Source organism: Pseudomonas sp. Irchel 3A7 (assembly GCF_900187565.1).
Taxonomy (GTDB): Bacteria; Pseudomonadota; Gammaproteobacteria; order Pseudomonadales; family Pseudomonadaceae; genus Aquipseudomonas.
In genome coordinates, this window is the sequence record NZ_FYED01000004.1 from 264,962 (window position 1) to 289,032 (window position 24,071).

The following is a 24,071-nucleotide window of genomic DNA, read 5'->3' on the forward strand; positions in this document are numbered from 1 at the left end:
TCTGCTGAGGGAGAGACGCGCTGATTGCGCGTCCTGCAGCGATCAGGGTGAGCCATGAACAAGGACCTGGACGACTACAACCGCATGCGCGATTTTTCGGCGACGTCAGAGCCGGCCGCCGTCAAACGCTCAGGCAGGAAAAACGCCAAGGATCATGCCTTGCAATTTTGCATCCAGAAGCACGACGCTTCGCGCCTGCATTATGACTTTCGCCTGGAACTCGATGGCGCGCTCAAGAGCTGGGCGGTGCCCAAGGGGCCGTCGCTGGACCCCAAGGTCAAGCGCCTGGCGGTGCATGTCGAAGACCATCCGATGGACTACGCCACGTTCGAAGGCAGCATTCCCGAAGGACATTACGGCGCCGGCGACGTAATTGTCTGGGACCGTGGCGTGTGGATCCCCCAGGACGACCCGGCCAAGGCCTACGCCAAAGGCCGGCTCAAGTTCGAACTGCAAGGCGAAAAACTTGCCGGCTTGTGGAATCTGGTGCGCACGCACATGCCGGGCAAGCAGGAACAATGGTTCCTGATCAAGCATCAGGACGGCGCCGCCCGACCCGAAGAGGACTACGACGTGGTCGCCGCCGAGCCGAACAGCGTGCTCAGCGATCGTTCTATCGTGGCCAAGGCACCGAAGGCCGGCAAGTCCACCCGACCCAAGGCGGTGAAGAAGCCGGTTGCCCCGGCACGCAACGAAAAGTCTGCACCACTCACGGGTGCACACAAGGCCAGATTGCCGGTTCAGATCAAGCCGGAACTGGCGACATTGGTGGAAAAGGCCCCGGACGGCCAGTGGAGTTATGAGGTCAAGTTCGACGGCTACCGGATCATGGCGCGCATCGACCACGACGAGGTCAGACTCTTCACCCGCAACGGCCACGACTGGACCCACAAATTGCCCGGCCAGGCCAAGGCGCTGGCAGGGCTGGGGCTGGAGTCGGGCTGGCTCGACGGCGAAATGGTGGTGGCCGACGAGCAGGGCGTGCCCGACTTCCAGGCACTGCAAAATGCCTTCGATGCCGGTCGCAGCGGCAGCATCCTCTATTACCTCTTCGACTTGCCCTACCTCAACGGCGTGGACCTGCGCGAGGTTCCGGTCGAAGAGCGCCGGGCGGCGTTGGCGACAGTGCTTAAAGCCAGTCAGGATCCGTTGCTGCGCTTCTCCGACAGCTTCGGCGAAGACCCGCAGGCCTTGCTCAACAGTGCCTGCCAGATGCGCATGGAAGGGCTGATTGGCAAGCGCCTGGGTTCGCCTTATGTGTCCCGGCGCAGCGGCGACTGGATCAAGCTCAAGTGCAAGCATCGGCAGGAATTCGTCATCGTCGGCTTCACCGATCCCAAGGGCTCGCGCAGTGCCTTCGGGGCCTTACTGCTGGGCTTGCACGACCGTGACAGCGGCGAGTTGCGTTACGCGGGCAAGGTCGGCACCGGCTTCACCGAGGCCACTCTGGGCAGCATTCATGAGCAACTCAAACCGTTGCAGACGAAGAAACCGGCGGTCGCCAATCCCCCCGACGGTGCTGAAGTCAGAGGTGTGCATTGGCTCAAGCCCAGCCTGCTGGCGGAAGTGGCCTTTGCCGAAATGACCAAGGAGGGCTCGGTGCGTCATGCGGTGTTCCATGGCCTGCGCGAAGACAAACCTGCCAAAGATATTACCGAGGAGCGTCCGACCGCCGTGAAAACTCCCCCTGCAAAAAAACGCGCCGCATCCACACCTGTCGCAACGCAAAAGAAAGCCGAACCTGCACCGTCGCAACTCGGCCTGGCCGCAGGCAAGGTACGCATCACTCACCCGGACCGGGTCATCGACGCCAGCAGCGGCACCACCAAAGTGCAACTGGCGGAATATTACGCCAGCGTCGCCGAGTGGATTCTTCCGCAGCTCAAGGATCGACCGGTGGCATTGGTGCGTGCACCGGATGGCATTGCCGGCGAGCTGTTTTTCCAGAAAAACGCCGAGCGCCTGGCCATCCCCGGCATCACTACCCTGGACCAGGCGCTCACGGGCCAGCCGATGATGGTCATCAACAATGCCGAAGCCCTGGTTGGCGCGGTCCAGATGAGTACCGTGGAGTTGCACACCTGGAACGCTACTTCGGACAAGCTCGACAAACCCGACCGCTTCGTCCTTGACCTGGACCCGGACCCGGCGCTGCCGTGGAAGCGCATGATCGAGGCCACCCAATTGACCTTGTCGGTACTCGATGAACTGGGGCTCAAGGCGTTTCTCAAGACCAGCGGCGGCAAAGGCATTCACCTGGTGGTGCCGCTGACCCGCAAACTCGGCTGGGATGAGGTCAAGGACTTCAGCCACGGGATTGTCAGCCATATGGCGAAGATGCTGCCGGAGCGCTTTTCCGCCGTATCGGGGCCGAAGAACCGGGTCGGGCGGATCTTCATCGATTACCTGCGCAACGGGCTGGGCGCCACCACCATCTGCGCCTACGCCGTGCGCACCCGGGAGGGACTGCCGGTGTCGGTGCCGATCTTTCGTGAAGAGGTGACCGAGCTCAAGGGCGGTAACCAGTGGAACGTGCACAACGTGCACGAACGCCTGGCGGAAGTGGGCGACGGACCTTGGGCGGACATGAAGAAAACGAGGCAGACGATCACCGCCGAGATGCGACGGCGGGTCGGGATGAAAAAGACCTGATTACACACCCCCAACGTGGCGAGCGAGCTTGCTCGCGTTCGACTGCGTAGCAGTCGCCAAAACCGGTCATTGCGAACCGTTTTTTTGGGGCTGCTGCGCAGCCCAACGCGAGCAAGCTCGCTCGCCACATCAATCTACGGCCAGTGTTAGTGGATAAACGCCTGGAAGTCAGTCCCCAGCTTGTCGATGGCTGCCTTGAAATCCTGCGCGGTGATTTTCTGGCTTTCGTTCGAGAGCTGCTTTCCGAATACCTTGCGCACGACCTTGGCCACGGTCTGGTTGTTTTTCGTGTCGATGAACTCGGCTTCGATGAACAGCTCGGTGTCCTGGTCCCGGTGACCGGTGGCTGCTTGTGTCGCCCCGACCACGGCGGCGATGGGCACCACTTCATACCATTTCATGCCTTCGTTCGAGGCGCTGACGCCGGTGATGGCCGCGCGCATGATCAAGGTTTTCGAACCGGCCGGTGCGGCGCTTGCGCTGGTGACCACGCGGTATTTCTGCCCCAGCGTGGCTTTGGCCTTGTTGGTCATGTAGTTCTGAATATCCGTGAGCGTCTGCCGGTTGACGCGCTCATCGGGCTTGGGCGCCGGATAGAGTTCCAGCCGGTTGAACACCACGGTGTCATAGGCATTGGGGTTCCACGACGGGCTCACCCAGCGCATCGCCGTTCCGCCGCTGGGGGTCGTGACTTCTTGCAGGTTGTTGTAGTTGGGCAGGAAGCCGGAGTACTGCTCCCGTTCGGTGACTTTCGAGGTACAACCACTGAGCAGCAGTCCGGTCAGTGCGGCGCCGACGAGCAAATTTCGGGACAGGTTCATGATGCGGTGTGCTCCTTGGATCAGTCGTTTTCGTTAGCGGGCTATCAGAAACGCCAGGTCATGTTCCCGGTCACGGCTTGAATCCAGGCATTGTCGAACTGACCGGAAGTTCGATTGCCCGATGCAGACTTGGTCTGGTCCACCGGCATGTCGCCGAGCCAGACCATGGCCCAACTGACGTTGACGTCAGTGTCCTTGTTCAGTGCATAGGTGGCGCCTGTCGCCAGCCGCCAGGATTCGGCCATGGGCACGGTGAAGGTGCGGTCGCCGTCCGACACGGCACTGCTGTCGTAAGCCACGCCGAAGTTCCACAACAATTGCGGGGTGGCCTGCAATTGCGCACCGAGCGACAGGTGCCAGGTGTCTTTGTAGTTGGCGTCGACGGTGGTCGAGCGGGCATCGTTGGCCGACGTGTCGACCTGGACGGCGATCTCGCCGAATTCTGACCAGTCCTGCCAGTTGACCGAGGCGAGCAAGGCCCATTGCTGGTCCAGTTGCTGGAACAGGCTCAAGGTGAGGGTCTGCGGGACTGTCATGTCGAGTTGGGTCTGGGTGCCGTCCAGGCGTCGTAACAACGGGCCGTCGCCCTTGACGTCGAGACCGTCCTCGAACTCCAGATCGAGCTTGCTGGTGTAGGCCAGGCCAATGCGGGTGCCAGGCTGCGGGGCATAAATCACCCCCACGTTCGCGCCGAAGCCCCAATCCTTGTCCTTGTATTTGAACTGGCCGTCGCTGCGGTCGGTGAAGCCGAACGGTGAGCGGTCAATGGCGGTCTGGGCTTGCAGCATGCCGTACATGGCCTTGACGCCGACGCCTACCGACCATTGCTCGTTGAAGCGGTAAGCCACGCTCGGCACCAACGACAGTCCGAGCAGGCTGGAATTCTGCGCGAAGTAACGCCCGGACCATTCGTTGTCGTAATTGACCGCCAGGCCGAAATCGCCGTATTGGCCGAAGCCCACGCTCCAGTGATCATCCAGTTCATGGCTGATGAAAAAACTGCCGCCAGGCATCGGGTCGAGGGCATTGCCACTGCCGCTGCCCGCGACGTTGGTGTCATCGTCGCGATCGAATTTGAGGTTGCCGTAGAGCACCTGCAAGCCACCAGTGATCTGCGTACCCGCCAGGTAACTCATACCGGCCGGATTGCTGGCAATGGTGGATGGACCCTGGGCGCGTGCTGCGGCACCGGCGTTCGCCAGGCCGGCGTTATCGGTGCCGATTTCGTAGAGCATGATGCCGCCAGCCCAGGCGTGCTGACAGCACAAGGCGAGAAGGGCTACGACGGGCAGAGCAGATACTTTTTTCTGCATGGTGTCGGTACCCGGAAACCGTCCCCCGACGGCTCCGCAAAAGTGGTGTCCCCGCGAAAAGAGCGTAGGTTCAAATCGATAAAAAGCCAGTAAGCACCGTGCATCCTGTGGGAGCGAGCCTGCTCGCGAAGAGGTCATCCCATCCAGCATTCATGTTGACTGACCCACCGCTTTCGTCGGAACGCCGCCCGGAGCCGGCTCGCTCCCACAGTTGGATGTTGTCAGTCGAGTGATTAAAACCGATAGTTCAGGCCCAGGGTCAACGAGCGTTCCGGCGCCGGTTGGCGACCCCATGGGCTGGTGTCGATGCCACGGAAGTAATACTCGCGGTTGAACAGGTTGCTGACCCCGGCCGAGGCGGTCAGGGTGCTGTGGTCCTGCAGCTTGAATTCCCGTTCTATCGCGGTATTCCACACCCAATAGGCCGGGAGCTTGCCCACGGATGCGGTCGCGTCTTCGTCACCGGAATTGGCGGCATCGGTGTAGGCGCTGCTGACGAACAGGCCGTCGAGGCTGTAGGTCCAGTGTTCGGCGAAGCGGTAACGGCCATCGATATTGAATTGATTACGCGAGGCGTACGGTACTTCGTTGTCCTTGAAATCGCCGTTGCGCTGCCTGGCATCGAGGTAGGCGTAGCTGGCGTGCAGGTCCAGATCGGGCAGCGCCGACGGGGTCCAGAACACTTCGGTTTCGATGCCCTGGTGACGGGTGCTGCCGAGGTTGACGAAGCGGTCGGTGGTGGCGTTGTAAACGATCTGGTCGCTGAAATCGATGCGGTACACACCGAAGTCCACGCGCAAACCTTGCCACGGCGTGTAACGCACGCCCGTTTCATAGTTCCAGGCCAGTTCGGCGCCGACGTCGCCTTCCTTGACGATCTGCGTGACCTGCGGCGGGCGCAGGGATTTTTGCGCGTTGGCATAGACGAACCAGTCATCGCTGGCCTGGAAGCCAACGGTCAGGCCCGGCAGCCATTCCTCGGACTTGTTCTCGTGTTGGAAACCGGTGATGCCGTCGTCGTAGTTCATGGTCGCGTTTTCATAACGCACGCCCGGGGTGATGGTCAGGCGGTTGTCGAACAGGCCGATGGCGTTGCTGAGGTAAAACGCCTTGGCCTCGTCGTCGAAGGTCCAGTCGCGGAACGGCGTGGTCTTGCCCGTGGCCAGGCTTTGCCGGTTGACCTTGTAGTCGATGTCTTCACGCACGTAACGCGCCCCCAGCAACCAGGTCTGGCTGAGTCGGTCGCCGTCGATGCTCATGCTCAGGCGCGGTTCGCTGCCCCAGACCTTGAAGTCCCGCGGGCCGTCCTGCCTGGTCACTGCCGCGCCGTCCGGGGTGAAGGGCAGGCCGACCACGAAATTGCGGTAGCTGTTGTGGGCGAAATTCGTCCAGCTGAACTCCACCGAGTCGAACGGGCCGATGGCGCCGAGCTGTTGCGTGTACGTGCCCCAGACCCGGTCGGTGTCGCCTTCGAAACGGTCCAGCGGCCGGGTCGACTGGCGCGGATCGTCCTTGTAGTCCTTGACGCTCAGCGCACCGGCCAGGTCCATGTCGGCCTGGTAGCGCTGCACGCCGAAGCTCAGGTCGCGGTCATCGTCGATGTTCCATTGGCCGCGCAGGCGATAGTTCTGGATATCGCTGTCGGAATGTTCGCGGGCGGTGTCGCCGTTGAGGGTGTTGAGGTCCAGTTGCAGGCCGAAATTGTCGGTCAGATAGCCGCCGGTGCCGAGGTAGGTGTCCCACAGCTGGTGGCCGCCGGCGTTGAAGGTGGTGCGCTCCTGCAGGGTGGTTTCCCACTCCTTGGGGATCGGCTTGCTGATGAAGTTGATCACCCCGCCGACGTTGTTCGGGCCGTATTGCACGGCAGCACCACCGCGCACGACATCGATGCGGTCGACCGTGGCCAGGGTCACCGGGAACAGCGACAAACCGGTCTGGCCATAAGGCGCCAGGGCCAGGGGAATGCCATCGGACAAGGCCTGCACCCGGCCGCTGCGGCTTTCATACAGGCCGCGCACGGAAATCTGCGGCAGGGCGCCGGTGCCTGTTTCATCGAAGATCTTTACGCTCGGTACCCGTTGCAGCGCATCGTCCACGCCACGCACGCTGGCTTTATGCAGGTCGGCTTCCTTGACCATCGAACGGCTGCCGGCGTAGGAGAGGACTTCCGGGTCGGTCGCGCCGCCGAGCACATCGCCACGGATCACCATGGGGGCGATGTACTCGACTTCGGCGGGCTTGATGGCGACGGGCTCCGGTGTTTGAGCCGGGACGATGACGAAGGTGTGCTCGTCGCGCACCTGGGTTTTCAGGCCGCTGTGGTCGAGCAATCGCGCCAAGGCCTGCTGTGGCGTGTAGCTGCCCTTGAGCGCCTTGGTGGTTTTGCCAAGCGTGATGTCGCTGGCAAAGATAATCTGCACCGACAATTGCCGTGCCAGCGCATTGAGCGCCTTGTCCAGGCGGGTGCCCGGCAGGTCAAGTTCAACCTTTTCCTGCGCGTGAGCCGTTGCCCCGAGGGCGAGCAACAGGCTGGCGGCGAGGGCGGACAGTGGCAAAGGCCGGCGGTGCTTCATGGACGGTGTTCCTTGGAAAGTGAGGGCTGTACTGACTAGCCGCCACGAGCGCGGGAAAACCCTACCTGTGTCTTTGAAGTTTTTTTGCTTGTGGTGGGTGCTTTGGGTGTGCAGATGGATTGGATCGGGTGTATATCCAATGCTTCGGTAACGGCCGCTTAGGGTTTCGCCCTTACGGCGAGTCACTTGGAGAAGCGCCGATGGAGGTCGTCACAGGTTGACGGACAGGCTCAGGGCTTGGGGTGGCGTCCACCGCAAAAGCAAAAAGCGAGGCGGCCTAGTAGCCGACCTGATTGCATGCTTGTCCGCGATCCTCTTGTGGGAGCGAGCCTGCTCGCGAAGACGGTCCGGCAGCCAACCTGATTTTAGCGGGTGTGGAGCAATGCTTGCTCGCGATGAACGCCCAGACAGCGCGATCCTCCAGACAGGGCGCGTTATCGTTGACGTCCTTCGCGAGCAGGCTCGCTCCCACAGTGGAATGAGCACATCTGCCGAAGCCAGGTCGGCTGTCAGGCCGCCTCGCTTTGCTTTTGATCCAGGCGCCCCGTTAAACCACGATGGCCCATCGCGGCGGCCCACGGAGCAATGCTGGAGTGAGGGCATGCCGAGCCTGGGCGAGGCACCGAGTGGTGGGGCAAGAGCGCTTTGGTTACTTTCGTCTGGGCCGGCATTCCGGATTTTCGAAAGTGACTCGCCGTAAGGGCGAAACCGCCAGCAGCCGTTACCGCAGCAACGGATATGCCCCCAATCCCATTTCTTGCGAGCGAACAGCCTCACATCTCTATCGGCGTTTATTTCTTCGTTGCCTTGCGCCGCACATGCAGGGTGCCATCGAACTCGGTGCTGAGGCTCAGCGGCAATATGCTCGGCAACAGGTTCAGCAGGTCCTCGACGTTGCGGTTATCGAATACGCCGCTGATCGGCAGGCTGGCCAGGCTCGGGTCATCAAGGACAATCGCCGGCTTGCGGTAACGCTGGATCTGCGCAAGGGCTTCGGCCAGCGGTGTGCGCTCGAAGATCAGCCGGCTGTCCTTCCAGGCAATGGCCGCGTCGGTGTCGACGGTGACCGGTGACTGCAGAAGCTTTTGGCGCACGTCGACCTGCTGACCTGGCACTAGCTGCACGCTGTGCCCGGCTTCGGTGGTGTCATTGACGCTGACGGCACCGCGCACCAGAGTCACCCGCACCGCGTCATCGAAATGGCTGACGCTGAACAGCGTGCCCAACACATTGACCTGTGCGACACCGGCATCGACCTGGAAGGGGCGGACAAGCGTTTTGGACACCTCGAACAGCGCCTGTCCGGTTTGCAGTTGCACCCGCCGTGAGCGCAGGTGCCAGGCGACCGTGACCCGGCTGTCGCTGTCGAGGGTCATGCGGCTGCCGTCGACCAGTTTCACCACCCGGCGCTCGCCGATCACGGTGTGGTACTGCTCACGCTGATACGCCGGATCGAACCACGCCAACCCCGCGCCCAGCAGCACCAGCAACACCGTTGCGCCGAGTGCCTTGCGTGGCTTGCGCGGGGTAGGCGTTGGCATCGGAAAGCGGTTGCGCAACTCTTCTCGGTGGCGGGCCAGGGCTTCTTCTTCGCGGGACAATGGCGTTGGGGCTGGCGATTGGCTCACTGGGCACGCTCCGTGTCATCGGGTATGGCACGATCAAGGTGGGCGCGACAGGCGGCCAGGCCCAGACGCAGGTGTTTTTCCACGGTCTTCAAGGAAATACCCATCCGCGCCGCCACTTCGGCCTGGGGCAATTCGTGGATTTTATGCATGACGAACACCATCTGGCAGCGTGACGGCAGTTCGCCAATGGCCTGCGCCAGACGCTCGAACTCCCGGGCCGCTTCATACTGCCGGGCGGGCAACGGCGCCTGGCAAGTCGCTTCGGGCAACTCGGGCATGGCCACCACCCAGGCCTGGTGGCGCCGCTCGCTGCGATAACGACTCACCGCCTGATCGTGGGAAATCTTGCGCAGCAGCGCCAGGGGCGTATGGACGTTGTCCTTTTCGCGTTTCTCCAGCAACTGCACGCAAACGTCATGCACCACCTCGCGAGCAAACCCCCGATCACCGAAGCGCCGACGAACATGGTCGACCAGTTCGTCGTAATGACGCACCAGGGTGCTGATCAGCGAGGGTTTGACAGGATCGAAGGGCATGACAGACCTGAGGCGAGGCAGAGCGACAGGCAATATAAATGAGAAAGCTTTTCATTCATAGTCCGCGCAATACAGTCTGTCTTGAATAGGAACAGGGAGGCGGCGAACGGCGCTCGCCGCCTGCCTGGCGGTTATTTTCCGGAAACGCCTGCCAGCAGCGGCGCCATCTGTTCGTCGGTCAACGCGACCTGGACTTCCATTTTCATGAGGTCGCTCCAGTCCAGTACCCACTTCTGGATCAATGCCGGGTCACCGGCCTCGGCCACGCCAAAGCCCGCCGCGCCGCCGACGGCGTACCAGCGCCCGATCAGCTTGACGCCTGCGGGGGGCGCGCCACCGGTCTTGAGGAAACGCTCGATCGCACGGTTGCGATTTTCCGGACTCAGTGTCCAATTGACTATGAATAACATCGGCCACCTCCTGTTGCGCATCGGCACCTGATTTCCTTGGCGCACCTGGCTGGCGCCGGGGCCAGGTTTGCACTCGGTTTCCAGTTCCGTCCTGGCTGGTGTGCAGCGAAATCTCCCATGTGAAGGCATAGCAGCGCGCCGCATCGCGTGTACGACCGCTGATCCTGTTCCAGGGGATTTTCGAGGTTGGAAAAAGCTGTCTGTTTCACCAGCGAAACATGGGCAGTGGACGCAGCGGGGAACGGATGAATTGACGGGCGGACAGCCTGATCAGCATGGCGTGGAAACCGTGATCAGCAAACGTCGATTGCACGGTTTTGATGAACGCCCGGGGAAGGCCGAAGTGCACCAGTCCCAAGGACACATCGATCAGGTCGGCTTGCCTGAAAGGCTCGACGGTTGCCGTGTGGGAGGACCGATAGGCGCGCACCTTGTGGTGTTCCAGAATCAAGGCGCTCACTTCGCCGGCCAGCTCCGTGCGGTGCCGGGTTTCGAGGTAATGCATGGCCAGGCCAACTGACGGCGGCAGGTAGTCGAGGGTGTCGTCGGTCCAGATGCCCAGGTCGTGGAACGCCGCGGCGATCTGCACCGCGTCACCGGGCGGGCCTTCAGTCCCGCTGAGCGCGCAATAGAAATTCAACACCCGATAGATGTGATTGCGATAGCCCGGCAAGTCAGGGCCGATCGCCAGCGCGAACGAGGTGAGTATCTCGTCGGTGATGGGGAATTCGAGAATGGGGTTCATCACGCATCCCGCAACAGGTCGTTGGCGTTGAGCACGTCGTAGGCGATTTCCGGGCGCTTTTCCATGGCGCGGCGGATCGCGGCCGGAATGGAAGCGCGGGTTTTGCGGCACAGTCCCGGCAGATCGCCGACGTAGATGCCGATGCCGCGCATGGTTCGCACTTCGTTGAAACTGGGGACGATGTCGACGCGGATACCCAGTTGCTCGAACATCCGCCGTTGCAGGTGTTCCAGGTCCTGGAAGCTCGAAAGGTTTTCCAGGCGCTCGATCAGGCGTTTTTCTTCCGTGCGGGTCAAAAACAGAATTCGCACGTCCGCCCCCGGTGTTTCCAGCAACGGGTCACGCCCGCAATCGCAGGCACCGGGCGGGCAGGGTTGGCGGATCTGAGCAGAGAGGGTCATGGGGTTCAATCATAGAGCGCTGTGATCGACTTTGCCCATAGGGTTTTGGACTGATGGAAATCTATTGTGGGATGAGGTCCCTTGTGGGAGCGAGCCTGCTCGCGAAGGCGGTGGCACATTCAAAATCGATGTGTCAGAAAGTCCGTCTTCGCGAGCAGGCTCGCTCCCACATGGGGCAGGCGTGAACCCGCTATTTCAAGACCAGCATCCGATAAACCCCGGCCTCGACTTCGATCCCATGAGTGTCATGGGTGAAGCCGGGGAAGGATTTGTCGAAGGCTTCCAGCGCCTTGAGATAGGCCAGCAACGGTCCATCTGCGGCCCCGGCGTTCTCGCCCGGCATCAGCAACGGAATGCCCGGTGGGTACGGCACGATGCCGGTGGCGGCGATGCGACCGGCGGCTTCTTCCAAAGTAACCCGTTCGATGTCGTTGCGTACCAGTTTCTCGTAAGCCTCCACCGGGCTGAATTCGGCCTTGGGCAGTGTGCCGAAGGCGTGGGCCATGTGGGCGGTGGTCTTGTGTTTCTTCATGGCGGCAAAGATTTCGTCGGCCAGGTCCTTGAGGCCCATGCCGGCGTAACGCGTCTGGTTGCCGGCCAGCAGGTCCGGCAGGCTCAACGCCAGTTCAACGTTGTCGTCATAGTCGCGTTTGAAGTCGAGCAGGGCATTGACCAGCGTGCCCCATTTGCCTTTGGTGATGCCGATGGAGAACAGGAACAGGATGGTGAAGTCCGTGGTTTTCTCGACAACGATGCCCTGGCGCCCGAGGTATGCCGTGAGTACACAGGCCGGGATACCCGAGGCGAGCAGGTTGCCGTCCTCGCCCATGCCAGGGGTGAGCACCGAGACCTTGATCGGGTCCAGCATGCAGTAGCCATCCTCGATGTTGCCGAAGCCGTGCCATACCTCGTTCGGGTGCAGCACCCAGCAATCGGGTTCGGTTTTCAGCCGCGACGGGTCTACTTCGTGGAACGGCACCGAGGCATTGCCCACCTGCACCGAGGGCGGCTGCCAGCAGGTGAAGAACCAGTCGTTCTTGCTCGCCATCTCGTTGTGCATGCGTGAGATGACCTGACGAAAGGCGACGGCTTCTTCGATGGATTCACTGGTCAGGATCTGCCCGCCGGGTGCTTCCATCATCGCCGCACTGACGTCGCAGGAGGCCATGATCGCGTAGTTCGGCGAGGTCGAGGCGTGCATCATGAACGACTCGTTGAAACGTGCATGGTTGATCGGATTGCGGCCGTTGCGCACATGAATCATCGAGGCTTGGGACAGGGCCGCCAGCAGCTTGTGGGTCGATTGCGTGGCAAACACGGTGGGCCTGGAGTCGTCGTGATCGTCCGGGCTGCCATGCATGGCGAAACGCTCGCGATACAGCGGGTTGAACCGCGCATAACCGTACCAGGCTTCATCGAAATGCAGGCGGTCGACGCTCTGGCCCAACAGCTGTTCGACGCGGGTGACGTTGTAGGTCAAACCGTCGTAGGTGGAGTTGGTGACGATCGCGTGCACGGGCGTTGGGTCGATGCCGGACTTGACCAGCGGGTTGTTGGCGATAGCCGTTTTCACGCCTTCGGCGCTCAGGGTTTGCGGCAGGATCGGGCCGATGATGCCGTAGCGGTTGCGGGTCGGCACCAGGTAGGTCGGGATGGCGCCGGACAGGGTCATCGCATGTTCGGCGGACTTGTGGCAATTGCGGTCGCACAGGGCGATCTGATTGCGCGTGACGCTGGCCATCAGGATGACGCGGTTGGAAGTCGAGGAGCCGTTGGTCACGTAATAGGTGCGATGTGCACCGAAGACCTTGGCGGCATAACGCTCACCCTGGCCGATGGGGCCGCTGTGATCGAGCAGCGAACCGAGTTCGCCGACGGAAATCGACAGGTCGGAGCGCAGCAGGTTTTCGCCGAAGAATTCATAAAACGCGCGCCCGGCGGTGCTCTTCAAAAACGCCGTGCCACCGGCGTGGCCGGGGGTGTGCCAGGAGTATTCATAGGTGTTGGAAAACTTCACCAGCGCGCCGAACATCGGTGGCAGCGCGGCTTGGCGATAGCGCTCGATGGCCGCCAGAATACGGCCGCTGAGGAAACGGCTGGTGTCTTCGGGCAGCGACATGAAGTCATCGGCGTGTTGCATGACCCGCAGCGGTATATCGGACGCGGTACTACGGTTGCTGACCAGAAACACCGGTACGCGGGTATTGCGCTCGCGCAGGCTGGTCAGCAGTTTGATGCATTCGTCATTGCCTTCGCTGTTGTCCATTTCCCAACTGAGCAGCACGCACTGGATGGCCGGGTCCGAGCGCAGGATCGACGTGGCGTCACTCAAGCTGTCCGAGGTCAGTACCCGGATCGAGCGTTCCTCCACATCATTGACCAGCTGATTCAGCGCCCGCCCGAAGCCCGTGCGAATGTCTGCCGGGTTGCTGACCAGCAGCGCGAGCATGCCGAGGGTGTGTGCATGTTCCATCATGGTTGAATCTCCAGCGTTGCTTTTTTCAAGCGGTGAACCGGCACCGGTTCGCCAGTGATGTGCCGTGCGCTGACAGTTTGCGTCGGCACGCTGTTATTGATGGCTTCGAGCCGGATCAGGCGGTTGTTGACGAAGCCGAATATCGTGTAGCCGAAGATAGTTGCCAGGCCGCCCAGCATCAGCGCCTGCTCCCCGGAGCTGTAGAGCGCCAGGTAGCTGTAGGCCGCCGCGACCCAGGCCACGATGTTGGTGACCAGCGCTTTGCCGGCGGGCACGTTCGACACTTTTTGCAGGGTCATCAGGGCGGCCATGGACAGGATATACGGCACCAGATTGGTGACCACCGCGAGGTTGACCAGGGTGTCGAACTGCTTGCTCAGATCCGGGCTGATGGTCAGCAGGCCCAACGCCGTCTGCGCGGCCAGCAGCACCAGCATGCCGATAATCGGTGTGCCGGACTTGTTGACCTTGGCAAAGATCGACAGGAAGTAGCCGGTATCTGCCGAGCTTTTGTAGACCTGGGCGATGGTGAACTGCCAACCCAGCAGCGAACCGATACACGCCAGCACCATCAGGCTCATCACGATGTCACCGACCAGCGGGGTGAACATCTTGGCGAAAACCAGCCCGAACGGGGCGGTGGAGGCGGCGAGTTCGGGGTTGTCGACGATGCCGGCGATGACGTTGGTGGAAACGATGTAGATCACCGCCGCGCCGAGGGTGCCGCCGAGGACTGCGATCGGCACGTTCTTTTCGGGGTTTTCCACCGCGTCGGTGTTGGCACAGGCCGATTCCAGGCCAAGGAACGCCCACAGGGTGATCGCCACCGAGGCGCCCGCGGCTTCGAACCAGCTCTTGTCGTGGGGATTCCAGCCGGCGGCATAGATACTACTGTCGAACCAGAACCAGCCGACGGTGGACACCAACACCACCGGCGCAATCACTCCCCACACCGTGACGGACCCGATCCGCCCGGTAATGCGCGCGCCGCCAAAGTTGGCAAAAGTGGTGATCCACAGCAGCGCGAAAGTCGCCAGACCCACCTGCAGGGAATCCAGCTCGATATGGAACAGCTCCTGGATGTAGCCGACCGCCGTGATGCTGATCGCCACGTTGGCAATCAACAGCGATAGGCCATAGGTGTAGTTGGTGAGGTAGTTGCCAGCCTTGCCGAAGGTGTACTCCGCATAACCACCCATGCCACCTGTTTTGTGACTGAGCATTCCGCAACGGGCAAAGGCATAGGCCAGTGCGAGGGATCCGGTGGCTGTCACCAGCCAGGAAAGAATGGAAATGGCGCCGACTTCCGCCAGTTTTGACGGTAGTAGCACTATGCCTGAACCCAACATGTTGACGGCAGTCAACATTGTCAGTTGCCCCACACTCATTTTCTTCGCGACTGACATTCCATTGCCCCATTAGTTGGCAGAAGAGACTCATAGCTATAGCAAGGGATTGAAATGTCGCAAGAAAATGACTTTTGTCTGATGACCCGGATCAGTGTTTTCCCGATAAGGCATTATGCTGGCCCCCAGGTTGCTCGCTTGTCGCCAGAATCGCTGCAATTTCAGGCGCTTAGGGTGGAAAGTGAATGCGCAATATATGGATCGCGCTGATCTCGGTTGGCGTCGCGGGTTTTGCAGTGATTGCCCAGGCCAAAGAACTGAAGCCCAATGATCGTTATATGTGCAGTTGGGGGGCGGGGACGGCGGCTAGAGCACAGGAACTCAAGTTATCCGGGGTTTCCTTGTATGCGGCGCGGCAGAAAATTCAGTCTTACAAGTTTTCCAAATCGTGGATGCGGATGATGGCGATGGGGATTACCGAGCAAACTTACGACAGCCCGACGAGGATCAAGCCTGCGGCGGTTCGGGAGAGTTTTTATGAGGATTGTGTGAGGTATAAGTTGGCGCGTAAGTAGTTTGGGATGTGGGGGATATATCCATTTCTTCGGTAATGGCAGCTGGCGGTTTCGCCCTTACGGCGAGTTACTTTGGAAAAGCCTGTACGGACCGGACACAGGGTTGACGGGTGCGCCGGATCCCTTGTGGGAGCGAGCCTGCTCGCGAAGGACGTCAACGATAACGCGCCCTGTCTGGATGATTGCGTTGTCTGGACGTTCATCGTCGGAACGCCGCCCGGAGACAAGCATCGCTCCTGAAGCAGAATGAATACATCCGCGAAATCAGGTTGGCAGTCGGGCCGTCTTCGCGAGCAGGCTCGCTCCCACAGTGGAATTTGCACATCCGCCAAAGTCAGGTCGGCTGTCAGGCCGCCTCGTTTTGGCTTTGCGAGGTGCTCACCCCCTTGAGAGGCTTCGTTCCGGTTCTGCGCAGTGGGCAACCCGGCATAGATGTAAGAGCGGAACCATTAGTGGCCGTTACCGAAGAAATGGATATGTACACCTTCAAAAATCACGTCGCCTGACACAAAGCCTTCGCGAGCAGGCTTGCTCCCACAGGATGATCTTTGTCGGATCGAGCACCCGGTTGACCAGCGACGTCTATATTGAATGACCGGCATCAGCCCGGAACACCGAATTTCTGATTCACCTGAAAGTGCATAAACCTCATTTCAATCAGGAGATCATCATGACCCAGCTCGACAAAGTACTGTATACCGCCAAAACCCATACCACCGGCGGCCGGGACGGCGCGTCCAGGAGCTCCGACGGCATTCTCGATGTGAAACTGTCGTCACCGGGCACCAATGGCGGGGGGACCAATCCGGAGCAACTGTTCGCCGCCGGTTGGTCAGCCTGCTTTATCGGCGCGATGGGTGTGGCGGCCAAAGAGTTGAAGGTGGCGCTGCCCAAGGATGTGGCCGTCGATACCGAAGTTGACCTGGGCACCAATGAAGGTGGCTACCTGCTGCAAGCCCGGCTCAATGTCAGCCTGCCGGGACTGGATCGTGAAACCGCGCAGAAACTCGTCGATACCGGGCACAAGTACTGCCCGTATTCGAAAGCCACGCGCAACAACATCAACGTGGTGGTCAAGCTCGTCTGAGTTGAAATAAAAAGGTCTTGGCGACAACATTCGGCAGCAGTGTCGCCAGGGCCTGAATACATTCGATGGCGAACGGATGTAAGTGTGTTGAGCGGTTGTGATTTAAACTATTTCGCAAGATATTGAAGTGCGAAGTTGGTTCGTCGGGTGAGGCAAACATGCACTTGTCTCGTGCCGGTCTGTCTTGGGGATCCAATCTTTTCAAAAATAGTATGACTGTTTTAATGGCAAGGGCGTAGTGACAGTTGCTCTTCGTTTTTGCTTGTGTAGCAACTAGCGGATCCAATTAATTATGTCGATTGTCATGTAAGTTAACCAGCTCAGTTAGAATGGGCGTCGACGGGGAAGTTGATGGGTTAATACCGTTGCCACTGGCCCTCCCGCCTGCGACCGCTTGTCGGTGGCAAGATCAAAAAATGAACATTCCTGGGCTGCGGCCCTCAGATTCTGCAGCACGTCATCCCATGGCCTGCTCTTGAAATCGCAGAAAAGCAGTGGAACCCGAACCTCAAATGCAGTGAATGCAAATGGGGATTTTTTTACCAAAAAATTGAGAGGCGCTAACTAAGCTGTCACCCATTCCTTAACTGGAACAATAGGATTTCGATAATAAACCTGTTGTTTGGTTTTCTTGTATGAGCAAGGTCGTTCAGGGTTGTTCAAAAGAAATTCCCTGTTGATTGGCCGATCTGTACTGTCGAATAAGGTGGAGAAAAATACCCGTGGCGATAAATACAATTATGAGCCTGATCGAACATAAAGAATTCATGGAGTTTTTGCGGTTGGGTGTCCTTTACGCTCATTTGCTCGCCTGTTGTGTGGCGATTGGCTTAGTGCTGACCAGTGATATTGCGATGGTCAGGGATATATTGAAACGCAAGGCGTTCACTGAACATGATCATGCCCACATGGAGAGTCTTCAGCGGTCTGTCGTCATGGCATTGATCGGTCTATGGGTGACAGGCACCGCCATCATCGGCATCGATTACCTGGGCAAAGGCATGGAGTACTTCATGAATCCCAAGCTTCACGCCAAGGTGATTATTGTCCTGCTACTGACGTACAACGGTATTGTGCTGCACCGCCTGGTATTGCCGGCGCTGCAAAAGGCAGGCTCCTTGCTCAACCTCGGGTTCAGTGCGCGGATGCTGGCGCTGTTTTGTGGTTCGCTGTCGGCGGTGTCCTGGATGTATGCCGCCTTGCTCGGTGTCGGGCGTCCGCTGGCCTGGAAGTATTCTCTCTCCGAACTGTTGATGGCGTATCCGCTGCTGATCGTGCTGGGCTTCCTGACGATGCTGGCGCTGACGCAGCGAGCCAAGCGCCATAACACGTTCATTGCGCCGCAGTGGGCAAGTGCAGGCGCGCACCAGGCCAGGTAAGACACAAGCGCCTGCCTCGTGGGCGCTGATGTAAAAAAGGCCCTGGCGACAATTTTCGGGAGCAGCGTCGCCAGGACCTGAAAGCTGCACATCAATCGTTGACGGGCACCGGTCCGATCCATTTGGTGACGGTCGGTGCCTGCCACCTTTCAAGCGCATCGATCAGGGCCGAAGGGTCGGTGTCGAACATCAGCATCTCGCTGTGTTCGGCTTTCATGAAGCCTTCCTTCACCGCGTGATCGAGCAGGCTGCGCACCGGATTGAAAAATCCACCGATGTTCAGGCACGCAACAGCTTTTCGGTGTTCACCCAGTTGCGTTAGCGTCGCCGCTTCAAACAATTCCTCAAAGGTTCCCAGCCCGCCCGGCAAGGCAATAAAGGCATCGGCGCATTCGCTCATGCGCGCCTTGCGGCTGCGCATGTCCTGTGTCACTTCAAAGCGGGCCAGCCCTTCGTGCACATGCCCGAGTTCGAACAGCAGGCGCGTGATGATGCCGATGACCTGACCGCCCTCGGCGAGCACGCTATCGGCGATGACACCCATCAAGCCCTTGCGGGTGCCGCCATACACCAGGCGCAAATTGCGCCGGGCGATCTCCCGGCCCAAGGCGCGGGCGCCTTCGACATAATCGGGATTGAAGCCGTCGTTGGAGCCGCAGAACACGGCAATGCTGCGCAGGGCAGAAGCGTTGGTCATCGAATGTTTCCTGGTGGAGGCGGGTTCAGGCCGGTACTGGCGCGGGACTGGAGAAATGCCGCGCGACTTCGCGCTCGGTTTTTTCCCGGGTGGCGTTCAAGATTTCCGGTTTTTGCCCGGTCCCCTCCACGGTGAAAAACCTCAGGTCGCGCAAGCCGATGCTCGCCAGTACGGTCGTCAGCCAAGGCCGCAAGAAGTCCGGTTGCTGGGCGTCGACGCCGGTGAACGTGCTGCCTGAGGCGACAGCGATAAACACCGGCCGATCGCGCAGGGCGCCGACCTTGCCTTCAGCGGTGATGCGAAAGGTTCGGTCTGCCTGGATCACATGGTCGAGCCAGGCCTTCAACGCCGAGGGCACCATCAGGTTGTGCATGGGGGTGGCAATCACGACGCAGTCGGCGTTTTCCAACTCGCGAATCAATTGCTCGGACTGCCACAGGGCGCCGCGGGTGGCCATGGTGCTGGACGGGTCGCGGCGTTTGCTCACCGCTTCGGCATAGTCGGCATCGATATGCGCAAGCCCGGTGACGCCACGCTCGGTGATCATGAAATCGCTGATGCGATGGCTGTCGATCAGGTGCTTGATGAGGGTTTGCGAGAGCCGATAGCTCTCGGAGGCTGTCCCTCGCGGGCTGCAAATCACGCGCAGTATTTTCATGGGACCCTTCGCTGTTGGTGGAGGCAGGGTCTGCATGATGTGGCCGCTTGGACTAGCGACAAAGAGCCAAGAATTGCCTGCTTGACCAGGCCATGATTCTGGGCGGGCGCGGTCAGATCAACGCCAGAATGCGTTTCCCCAGCTGTTCGGCGGCGGCCTGCGAGTCGATGTTGGCGAAACCCAGCATCAGCCCGCACAGTGTTGGCGAAGCGATGCAGCATTCACTCAGGGGTTCGGCGTAAATACCCGCCTGCAGCAGGCGTTCGACCAGCTCAAGGTCTGACTGAGGCTGCGCAAGCCGCAGATTCAGGTGCATACCGCCGGGTTGGGCATCGATGTGGATGTGGTCGCCCAAGACTTTCTTCAGCCCTCTCACCGTCGCTTCGCGGCGTTCGCCGTAGAGTTTGCGCATGCGCTGGATATGCCGGGCGAAATGGCCGTCGGTCATGAACGTCGCGACGATGGCCTGGGTCAGTTCCGGGCAGCCTCCGAAGAAGGTCTGGCTGATTCGCTCGAAGCGTTCGACCTGCCCGGGTGGCACCACCAGATAGGCGAGGCGGATACCGGGAAACAGCACTTTGCTGAAGGTGCCGGCATAGAGTACGCGACCATCGCGATCCAGGCTCTTGAGCGCGGGCAGCGGTCGGCTGACATAGCGGTATTCGCCGTCGTAGTCGTCCTCGATGATCCACGCTTGCCGGCGGGCCGCCCATTCAAGCAGCTCCAGGCGCCGCGGCAGCGATAGCGACACGCACAGCGGGCTCTGATGAGCCGGTGTGACCACGGCGGCGCGTGCGTTCGGTGTTTGGCTGACGCCCTGTGCGACCTGCATGCCGTCCTGGTCCACCGGAACCGGGGCAAGCTGGAGGTGCAAATGTTCCAGTAACTGGCGAGTAGGGGGGTAACCCGGATCCTCGACGAGGATCTGGTCGCCCGGATTGAGCAGCGCGTGAACGATCAACCCCAGGGTGTTTCGATAGCCCGTGGTCACGAACACTTGCGAAGGCTGGCAGGTGATGCCGCGCGCCACCTGCAGGTAGGTGGCAATCGCATTGCGCAATGACTCCAGCCCCTTGGCCGACGGGGCAGCCATGTCCGGAATCTGTGTGGCACGCACGCATCGCGCGCCGATCTGCGCCCAGATTTTTCGCGGAAACGCATCCAGCGCGGGCAGCGCCATTTGAAAGGGCAGCACGGGCGCCTTGTGCCGGATCGACGCAGCGGTGGGTGAACTCGAAGGCTGTTCGGTCCGGGCACTACCAGTCCTGACATTCACCCCCTCGGCCACCACCGTGCCGGCCTGGCCACGGGATTGAATGTAACCTTCAGCCGCCAGCAGCGAGTACGCGGTATCGATCGTGCCGCGTGCCAGCCCAAGCTCTTTGGCCAGTGCCCGGGCCGCAGGAATGCGCTCGCCTGGCACCAGCACACCCTCGCAAATCGCTCTGCGGAACCGCCAGTAGATTTGCCGGTAAATCGGCTCAGTCGACGTGGGATCGAGAGGGGAAAGGTTTGTGAGGGCGGGGTTTGTCATGGGCTGGCTCTGGGAAAAAGCAATCATGGCCCATGACATTAGCTGGAATATGGATCTTTTCCAATGGGCCAAGCAGCCCCACGATGCAGTCCTCCAAACAGCAAATCCGAGGATTGATCATGACTCAACGTATCGACTACGCCAGCGCTGCCCCTGAAGGTTACAAGGCTTTCGGCAACGTGTACGGCTACCTGCTCAAGACCGGCTTGCCCACCGAGCTGATCGACCTGGTTTACCTGCGGGTTTCGCAAATCAACGGCTGCGCGTTTTGCATCGACATGCATTCGCGGGATTTGATCAAGCTTGGCGTTGCCGTTGAAAAAATGGTGCTGGTGCCGATCTGGCGCGACGCCGGGGATGTATTCACCTACCGCGAACGTGTGGCCCTGGCCTGGGCGGAATGCGTCACGCAAGTCGCTGATACCGGCGTGGCCGATGCCGACTATGCCGCCGTGGCGGCGGTGTTCAGCGAAAAGGAACTGGCGGACCTGACTTACGCCATCGGCTTGATGAACGCCTTCAATCGGTTCGGCGTGGCGTTCCGTTCGAAACCGGCGGCCGCTGAAAAAGCCTGACCCGTTGTGGCGAGCGAGCTTGCTCCGGGCGGCGTTCCGACGCTGGGCTGCGCAGCGGCCCCAAACGGATTTTGTGAGTGCTTCGCACTCAAGCGGGACGATGCGGCGCTCCGACGAGCTCCCTCGCCACAGGTTTCTCATTGACCCTCGAAGGAGTTGAATCACATGGCCTGGGCACTGCTTGGCATCGCTGGCATTCTGGAAATCGCCTTCGCCTTCTACATGAAGGGCTCCGAAGGTTTCACACGGCTGGTCCCCGGCGTCCTGACGGTCGTCACCGGCCTGTCGAGCGTCTTTCTGCTTTCACTCTCGTTGCGCACCTTGCCGGTGGGCACGGCGTATGCGGTATGGACCGGCATCGGCGCGGCGGGTACCGCGATTGTCGGTATGGCGTTGCTGGGCGACTCCACGGCGCCGCTGCGGATACTCTGCATCGGCGTGATTCTGGCCGGGGTCATCGGGCTCAAACTGGTGTCAGCCCATTAGCTGTCCTCGACGTTGTCGATGTGCTTGAAGCGTTCGATCAGAAAGTCGATCAGGCTGCGCACCCGCGCCGATAAATGCAGCTGTTGCGGGTACACCGCATACACGTCGGCGCGGGTTGGCGTCTGGTCTTCCAGCACCAGGCGCAAGCGGCCACTGCGCACATAGCGGGCGATGTCCCATTCGGCCCGCAGCAATATCCCGAACCCCTCCAGCGCCCAGTTCAGGGCCACCTCGCCATCGTTGCAACCCAGGGCGCCATGCACCTTGATGTTGTCGGTGTGCCCGCCGTTGGTGAAGCTCCAGACGCCATAGGGCGACTCGTTCTGCCGGATGAAAATGCAGTTGTGGTTTTGCAGGTCGCTGAGCTTCTGCGGGGTGCCGAATTTGTCCAGGTACAACGGCGAGGCACACAGCAAGCGGCGGTTGGAGGCGATCTTGCGTGCATGGAAAGCCGCGTCGGGCAGGGTGCCGAAGCGAATGCCCAAATCGAAGCCGTGGGTGGTCAGGTCCAGCGGGTGGTCGCTGATCTCCAGCTGAATTTCCACTTCCGGGTATTGCGCGTAGAACGCGGCGAGGGCAGGGCCGATGTGGCGGCGGCCAAAGCCGAGGGAAGCATTGACCCGAATCAGGCCCTTGGGTGTCGCGCGGCTGCTGCTGACCAACTGCTCAAGTTCATTGATCTGGGTGAGGATGCGCGCCGCCTGGGAGAAATACAGCTCGCCTTCGGAGGTCAGGCTCATCGAGCGCGTGGTGCGGTTGACCAGGCGGATGCCCAGGCGCGCTTCCAATGCCGTCAGGCGCTTACTCACCGCCGGAGGCGTGATGCCCAACTCCCGAGCGGTCGCCGCGAGGCTGCCTTTGTTGGCCAACAGGTAGAAAAAAGACAAATCCAGGGTTTGGCTCATTCGTAACTCAAAGTTATTTATGTAGTGATTTGGAGGAACTCACACCTATTTGTTCACTACATATACTCCGCTCACACCCTGCCTGAACAGTCCGGTTCGACGGGAACAACAAGAAATCGACAAGAGTGGAGTCAACAATGAGCGCATACAAAATCGCTGCAGTGCCAGGTGACGGTATCGGTGTGGAAGTGATCGCCGCAGGCGTCGAGGTGCTGCAGGCCCTGTCGAAAAAATCCGGCTTTGAACTGGATTTCAAACACTTCGACTGGAACTCCGATAACTACCTGAAGAACGGCTACTACATTCCCGAAGGTGGCCTGGAAGAACTGAAAACCTTCGACGCGATTTTCTTCGGTGCGGTCGGTGCGCTCAACGTCCCGGACCACATTTCGCTGTGGGGCCTGCGCCTGCCGATCTGCCAGGGCTTCGACCAATACGCCAATGTGCGTCCAGCCCGCGTGTTGCCGGGGGTGAAAAGCCCGCTGCACAACGGTGACCAGATCGACTGGGTGGTGGTGCGGGAAAACTCCGAAGGCGAGTACTCCGGCAACGGCGGCCGCGTGCACCGTGGCCTGCCGGAAGAAGTCGCCACCGAAGTCTCGGTGTTCACCCGGGCCGGGGTCGAGCGCATTCACCGCTTCGCCTTCGAACTGGCGCAAAGCCGCCCGCGCAAACACCTGACCATGGTCACCAAGTCCAACGCCCAGCGCCACGGCATGGTGCTGTGGGACGAGATTTTCTACGAAGTGGCCAAGGACTTCCCGGACGTGAAGATCGACAAGGAGCTGGTCGACGCCGTGACCACGCGCATGGTGCTCAAGCCGTCGACCCTGGACGTGATCGTCGCCACCAACCTGCACGCCGATATCCTCTCGGATCTGGCCGCCGCGCTGTCCGGCAGCCTGGGCATAGCGCCGACCGCCAACCTCAACCCTTCGCGAAAATTCCCGTCGATGTTCGAGCCGATCCACGGCTCGGCCTTCGACATCACCGGCAAAGGCGTGGCCAACCCGATTGCGACCTTCTGGACCGTGGCCATGATGCTCGAACACCTGGGCGAAGCCGCTGCGGCGAAACACCTGATGTCGGCCATCGAGGCCGTCACCGAAAGCGGTTTGCATACCCCGGACCTGGGCGGCAACGCCACCACACGGCAGATCACCGACGCGGTGATTGCGTTGATCAACCGCTGATATTTTCCAGCGATTCAAAGTAGTACTGCGGCACAACGCCCGGGGGCGGACATGCGTTTCCGACCCCAGGGCATTTCCTGA

The 24,071-nt window shown here is 60.5% G+C and carries 21 protein-coding genes; 7 read left to right on the forward strand and 14 right to left on the reverse strand.

Annotation, left to right across the window (positions count from 1 at the left end; translation table 11 throughout):
* The first annotated feature begins 54 nt into the window (after window positions 1-54).
* Window positions 55-2,652 (forward strand): DNA ligase D, encoded by a 2,598-nt coding sequence (ligD, locus tag CKW21_RS08445; protein ID WP_095193521.1) that lies wholly within the window; start codon window positions 55-57, stop codon window positions 2,650-2,652.
* 146 nt (window positions 2,653-2,798) lie between these two features.
* Here ligD and CKW21_RS08450 read toward each other — a convergent pair whose 3' ends face one another.
* The 10 genes from CKW21_RS08450 to potE form a co-directional block, all read right to left on the reverse strand.
* Window positions 2,799-3,473, reverse strand: coding sequence for a DUF3313 domain-containing protein (locus CKW21_RS08450; protein ID WP_095193522.1), 675 nt, complete (start codon window positions 3,471-3,473; stop codon window positions 2,799-2,801).
* A gap of 44 nt (window positions 3,474-3,517) precedes the next feature.
* Window positions 3,518-4,786 carry an OmpP1/FadL family transporter gene (locus CKW21_RS08455; protein ID WP_095193523.1) on the reverse strand — a complete coding sequence of 423 codons (1,269 nt, stop codon included), beginning with the start codon at window positions 4,784-4,786 and terminating at the stop codon, window positions 3,518-3,520.
* Window positions 4,787-5,019: 233 nt separating this feature from the next.
* A complete protein-coding gene (locus CKW21_RS08460) occupies window positions 5,020-7,359 on the reverse strand; it encodes a TonB-dependent receptor (protein WP_141232920.1) in 2,340 nt (779 codons plus the stop codon).
* A gap of 791 nt (window positions 7,360-8,150) precedes the next feature.
* Window positions 8,151-8,900, reverse strand: coding sequence for a FecR family protein (locus CKW21_RS08470; RefSeq protein WP_095193698.1), 750 nt, complete (start codon window positions 8,898-8,900; stop codon window positions 8,151-8,153).
* Window positions 8,901-8,983: 83 nt separating this feature from the next.
* On the reverse strand, window positions 8,984-9,523 hold the full coding sequence (locus CKW21_RS08475; RefSeq protein WP_095193524.1) for an RNA polymerase sigma factor: 540 nt from the start codon (window positions 9,521-9,523) through the stop codon (window positions 8,984-8,986).
* A gap of 131 nt (window positions 9,524-9,654) precedes the next feature.
* Window positions 9,655-9,933, reverse strand: coding sequence for a DUF3303 domain-containing protein (locus CKW21_RS08480; RefSeq protein WP_095193525.1), 279 nt, complete (start codon window positions 9,931-9,933; stop codon window positions 9,655-9,657).
* Window positions 9,934-10,138: 205 nt separating this feature from the next.
* Window positions 10,139-10,678: a phosphohydrolase gene (locus CKW21_RS08485; protein ID WP_095193526.1), complete on the reverse strand. Its 540-nt coding sequence runs from the start codon at window positions 10,676-10,678 to the stop codon at window positions 10,139-10,141.
* Window positions 10,678-11,079 (reverse strand): hypothetical protein, encoded by a 402-nt coding sequence (locus CKW21_RS08490; RefSeq protein WP_095193527.1) that lies wholly within the window; start codon window positions 11,077-11,079, stop codon window positions 10,678-10,680. The genes CKW21_RS08485 and CKW21_RS08490 overlap by 1 nt, the downstream gene beginning before the upstream one ends.
* A 190-nt stretch (window positions 11,080-11,269) precedes the next feature.
* On the reverse strand, window positions 11,270-13,555 hold the full coding sequence (locus CKW21_RS08495) for an Orn/Lys/Arg decarboxylase N-terminal domain-containing protein (RefSeq protein WP_095193528.1): 2,286 nt from the start codon (window positions 13,553-13,555) through the stop codon (window positions 11,270-11,272).
* Window positions 13,552-14,961 (reverse strand): putrescine-ornithine antiporter, encoded by a 1,410-nt coding sequence (gene potE / locus CKW21_RS08500; protein ID WP_095193529.1) that lies wholly within the window; start codon window positions 14,959-14,961, stop codon window positions 13,552-13,554. The genes CKW21_RS08495 and potE overlap by 4 nt, the downstream gene beginning before the upstream one ends.
* A 185-nt stretch (window positions 14,962-15,146) precedes the next feature.
* Here potE and CKW21_RS08505 point away from each other — a divergent pair, with 185 nt between their 5' ends.
* The 3 genes from CKW21_RS08505 to CKW21_RS08515 all read left to right on the forward strand — a co-directional run bounded on the left by CKW21_RS08505 (window position 15,147) and on the right by CKW21_RS08515 (window position 17,942).
* Window positions 15,147-15,476 carry a hypothetical protein gene (locus CKW21_RS08505; RefSeq protein ID WP_095193530.1) on the forward strand — a complete coding sequence of 110 codons (330 nt, stop codon included), beginning with the start codon at window positions 15,147-15,149 and terminating at the stop codon, window positions 15,474-15,476.
* Between the two features lie 670 nt (window positions 15,477-16,146).
* Window positions 16,147-16,563: an organic hydroperoxide resistance protein gene (locus CKW21_RS08510; RefSeq protein ID WP_095193531.1), complete on the forward strand. Its 417-nt coding sequence runs from the start codon at window positions 16,147-16,149 to the stop codon at window positions 16,561-16,563.
* A gap of 722 nt (window positions 16,564-17,285) precedes the next feature.
* Window positions 17,286-17,942, forward strand: a complete 657-nt coding sequence (locus tag CKW21_RS08515) for a hypothetical protein (protein ID WP_095193532.1) — start codon at window positions 17,286-17,288, stop codon at window positions 17,940-17,942.
* Window positions 17,943-18,033: 91 nt separating this feature from the next.
* Here CKW21_RS08515 and CKW21_RS08520 read toward each other — a convergent pair whose 3' ends face one another.
* From CKW21_RS08520 to CKW21_RS08530, 3 genes are all read right to left on the reverse strand, one after another.
* On the reverse strand, window positions 18,034-18,639 hold the full coding sequence (locus CKW21_RS08520; protein ID WP_095193533.1) for a TIGR00730 family Rossman fold protein: 606 nt from the start codon (window positions 18,637-18,639) through the stop codon (window positions 18,034-18,036).
* A 25-nt stretch (window positions 18,640-18,664) separates the two neighbouring features.
* On the reverse strand, window positions 18,665-19,297 hold the full coding sequence (locus CKW21_RS08525; RefSeq protein ID WP_095193534.1) for an FMN-dependent NADH-azoreductase: 633 nt from the start codon (window positions 19,295-19,297) through the stop codon (window positions 18,665-18,667).
* A gap of 112 nt (window positions 19,298-19,409) precedes the next feature.
* Entirely contained in the window at window positions 19,410-20,831 is a 1,422-nt protein-coding gene (locus tag CKW21_RS08530) for a PLP-dependent aminotransferase family protein (RefSeq protein WP_095193535.1), read from the reverse strand.
* 119 nt (window positions 20,832-20,950) lie between these two features.
* Here CKW21_RS08530 and CKW21_RS08535 point away from each other — a divergent pair, with 119 nt between their 5' ends.
* Both CKW21_RS08535 and CKW21_RS08540 read left to right on the forward strand, forming a co-directional pair.
* Complete coding sequence (locus CKW21_RS08535; RefSeq protein ID WP_095193699.1) at window positions 20,951-21,406, forward strand: carboxymuconolactone decarboxylase family protein; 456 nt, start codon at window positions 20,951-20,953, stop codon at window positions 21,404-21,406.
* A 165-nt stretch (window positions 21,407-21,571) separates the two neighbouring features.
* Window positions 21,572-21,892, forward strand: a complete 321-nt coding sequence (locus CKW21_RS08540) for a multidrug efflux SMR transporter (RefSeq protein WP_095193536.1) — start codon at window positions 21,572-21,574, stop codon at window positions 21,890-21,892.
* Here the strand turns inward: CKW21_RS08540 and CKW21_RS08545 are convergent.
* A complete protein-coding gene (locus CKW21_RS08545) occupies window positions 21,889-22,797 on the reverse strand; it encodes a LysR family transcriptional regulator (protein WP_095193537.1) in 909 nt (302 codons plus the stop codon). The genes CKW21_RS08540 and CKW21_RS08545 overlap by 4 nt on opposite strands.
* Before the next feature lie 137 nt (window positions 22,798-22,934).
* Here CKW21_RS08545 and CKW21_RS08550 point away from each other — a divergent pair, with 137 nt between their 5' ends.
* Window positions 22,935-23,990 (forward strand): tartrate dehydrogenase, encoded by a 1,056-nt coding sequence (locus CKW21_RS08550; RefSeq protein ID WP_095193538.1) that lies wholly within the window; start codon window positions 22,935-22,937, stop codon window positions 23,988-23,990.
* Window positions 23,991-24,071 lie beyond the last annotated feature (81 nt).

Bases quoted from the DNA above. Each gene is read 5' to 3' on its own strand.
- CKW21_RS08505 (WP_095193530.1), top strand. From the start codon at position 15,147: ATGCGCAATATATGGATCGCGCTGATCTCGGTTGGCGTCGCGGGTTTT.
- CKW21_RS08485 (WP_095193526.1), bottom strand. From the start codon at position 10,678: ATGAACCCCATTCTCGAATTCCCCATCACCGACGAGATACTCACCTCG.
- CKW21_RS08470 (WP_095193698.1), bottom strand. From the start codon at position 8,900: ATGCCAACGCCTACCCCGCGCAAGCCACGCAAGGCACTCGGCGCAACG.
- CKW21_RS08535 (WP_095193699.1), top strand. From the start codon at position 20,951: ATGACTCAACGTATCGACTACGCCAGCGCTGCCCCTGAAGGTTACAAG.
- potE (WP_095193529.1), bottom strand. From the start codon at position 14,961: ATGTCAGTCGCGAAGAAAATGAGTGTGGGGCAACTGACAATGTTGACT.
- CKW21_RS08490 (WP_095193527.1), bottom strand. From the start codon at position 11,079: ATGACCCTCTCTGCTCAGATCCGCCAACCCTGCCCGCCCGGTGCCTGC.
- CKW21_RS08475 (WP_095193524.1), bottom strand. From the start codon at position 9,523: ATGCCCTTCGATCCTGTCAAACCCTCGCTGATCAGCACCCTGGTGCGT.
- CKW21_RS08450 (WP_095193522.1), bottom strand. From the start codon at position 3,473: ATGAACCTGTCCCGAAATTTGCTCGTCGGCGCCGCACTGACCGGACTG.
- CKW21_RS08480 (WP_095193525.1), bottom strand. From the start codon at position 9,933: ATGTTATTCATAGTCAATTGGACACTGAGTCCGGAAAATCGCAACCGT.
- ligD (WP_095193521.1), top strand. From the start codon at position 55: ATGAACAAGGACCTGGACGACTACAACCGCATGCGCGATTTTTCGGCG.
- CKW21_RS08540 (WP_095193536.1), top strand. From the start codon at position 21,572: ATGGCCTGGGCACTGCTTGGCATCGCTGGCATTCTGGAAATCGCCTTC.
- CKW21_RS08530 (WP_095193535.1), bottom strand. From the start codon at position 20,831: ATGACAAACCCCGCCCTCACAAACCTTTCCCCTCTCGATCCCACGTCG.
- CKW21_RS08545 (WP_095193537.1), bottom strand. From the start codon at position 22,797: ATGAGCCAAACCCTGGATTTGTCTTTTTTCTACCTGTTGGCCAACAAA.
- CKW21_RS08550 (WP_095193538.1), top strand. From the start codon at position 22,935: ATGAGCGCATACAAAATCGCTGCAGTGCCAGGTGACGGTATCGGTGTG.
- CKW21_RS08520 (WP_095193533.1), bottom strand. From the start codon at position 18,639: ATGACCAACGCTTCTGCCCTGCGCAGCATTGCCGTGTTCTGCGGCTCC.
- CKW21_RS08525 (WP_095193534.1), bottom strand. From the start codon at position 19,297: ATGAAAATACTGCGCGTGATTTGCAGCCCGCGAGGGACAGCCTCCGAG.
- CKW21_RS08495 (WP_095193528.1), bottom strand. From the start codon at position 13,555: ATGATGGAACATGCACACACCCTCGGCATGCTCGCGCTGCTGGTCAGC.
- CKW21_RS08455 (WP_095193523.1), bottom strand. From the start codon at position 4,786: ATGCAGAAAAAAGTATCTGCTCTGCCCGTCGTAGCCCTTCTCGCCTTG.
- CKW21_RS08510 (WP_095193531.1), top strand. From the start codon at position 16,147: ATGACCCAGCTCGACAAAGTACTGTATACCGCCAAAACCCATACCACC.
- CKW21_RS08460 (WP_141232920.1), bottom strand. From the start codon at position 7,359: ATGAAGCACCGCCGGCCTTTGCCACTGTCCGCCCTCGCCGCCAGCCTG.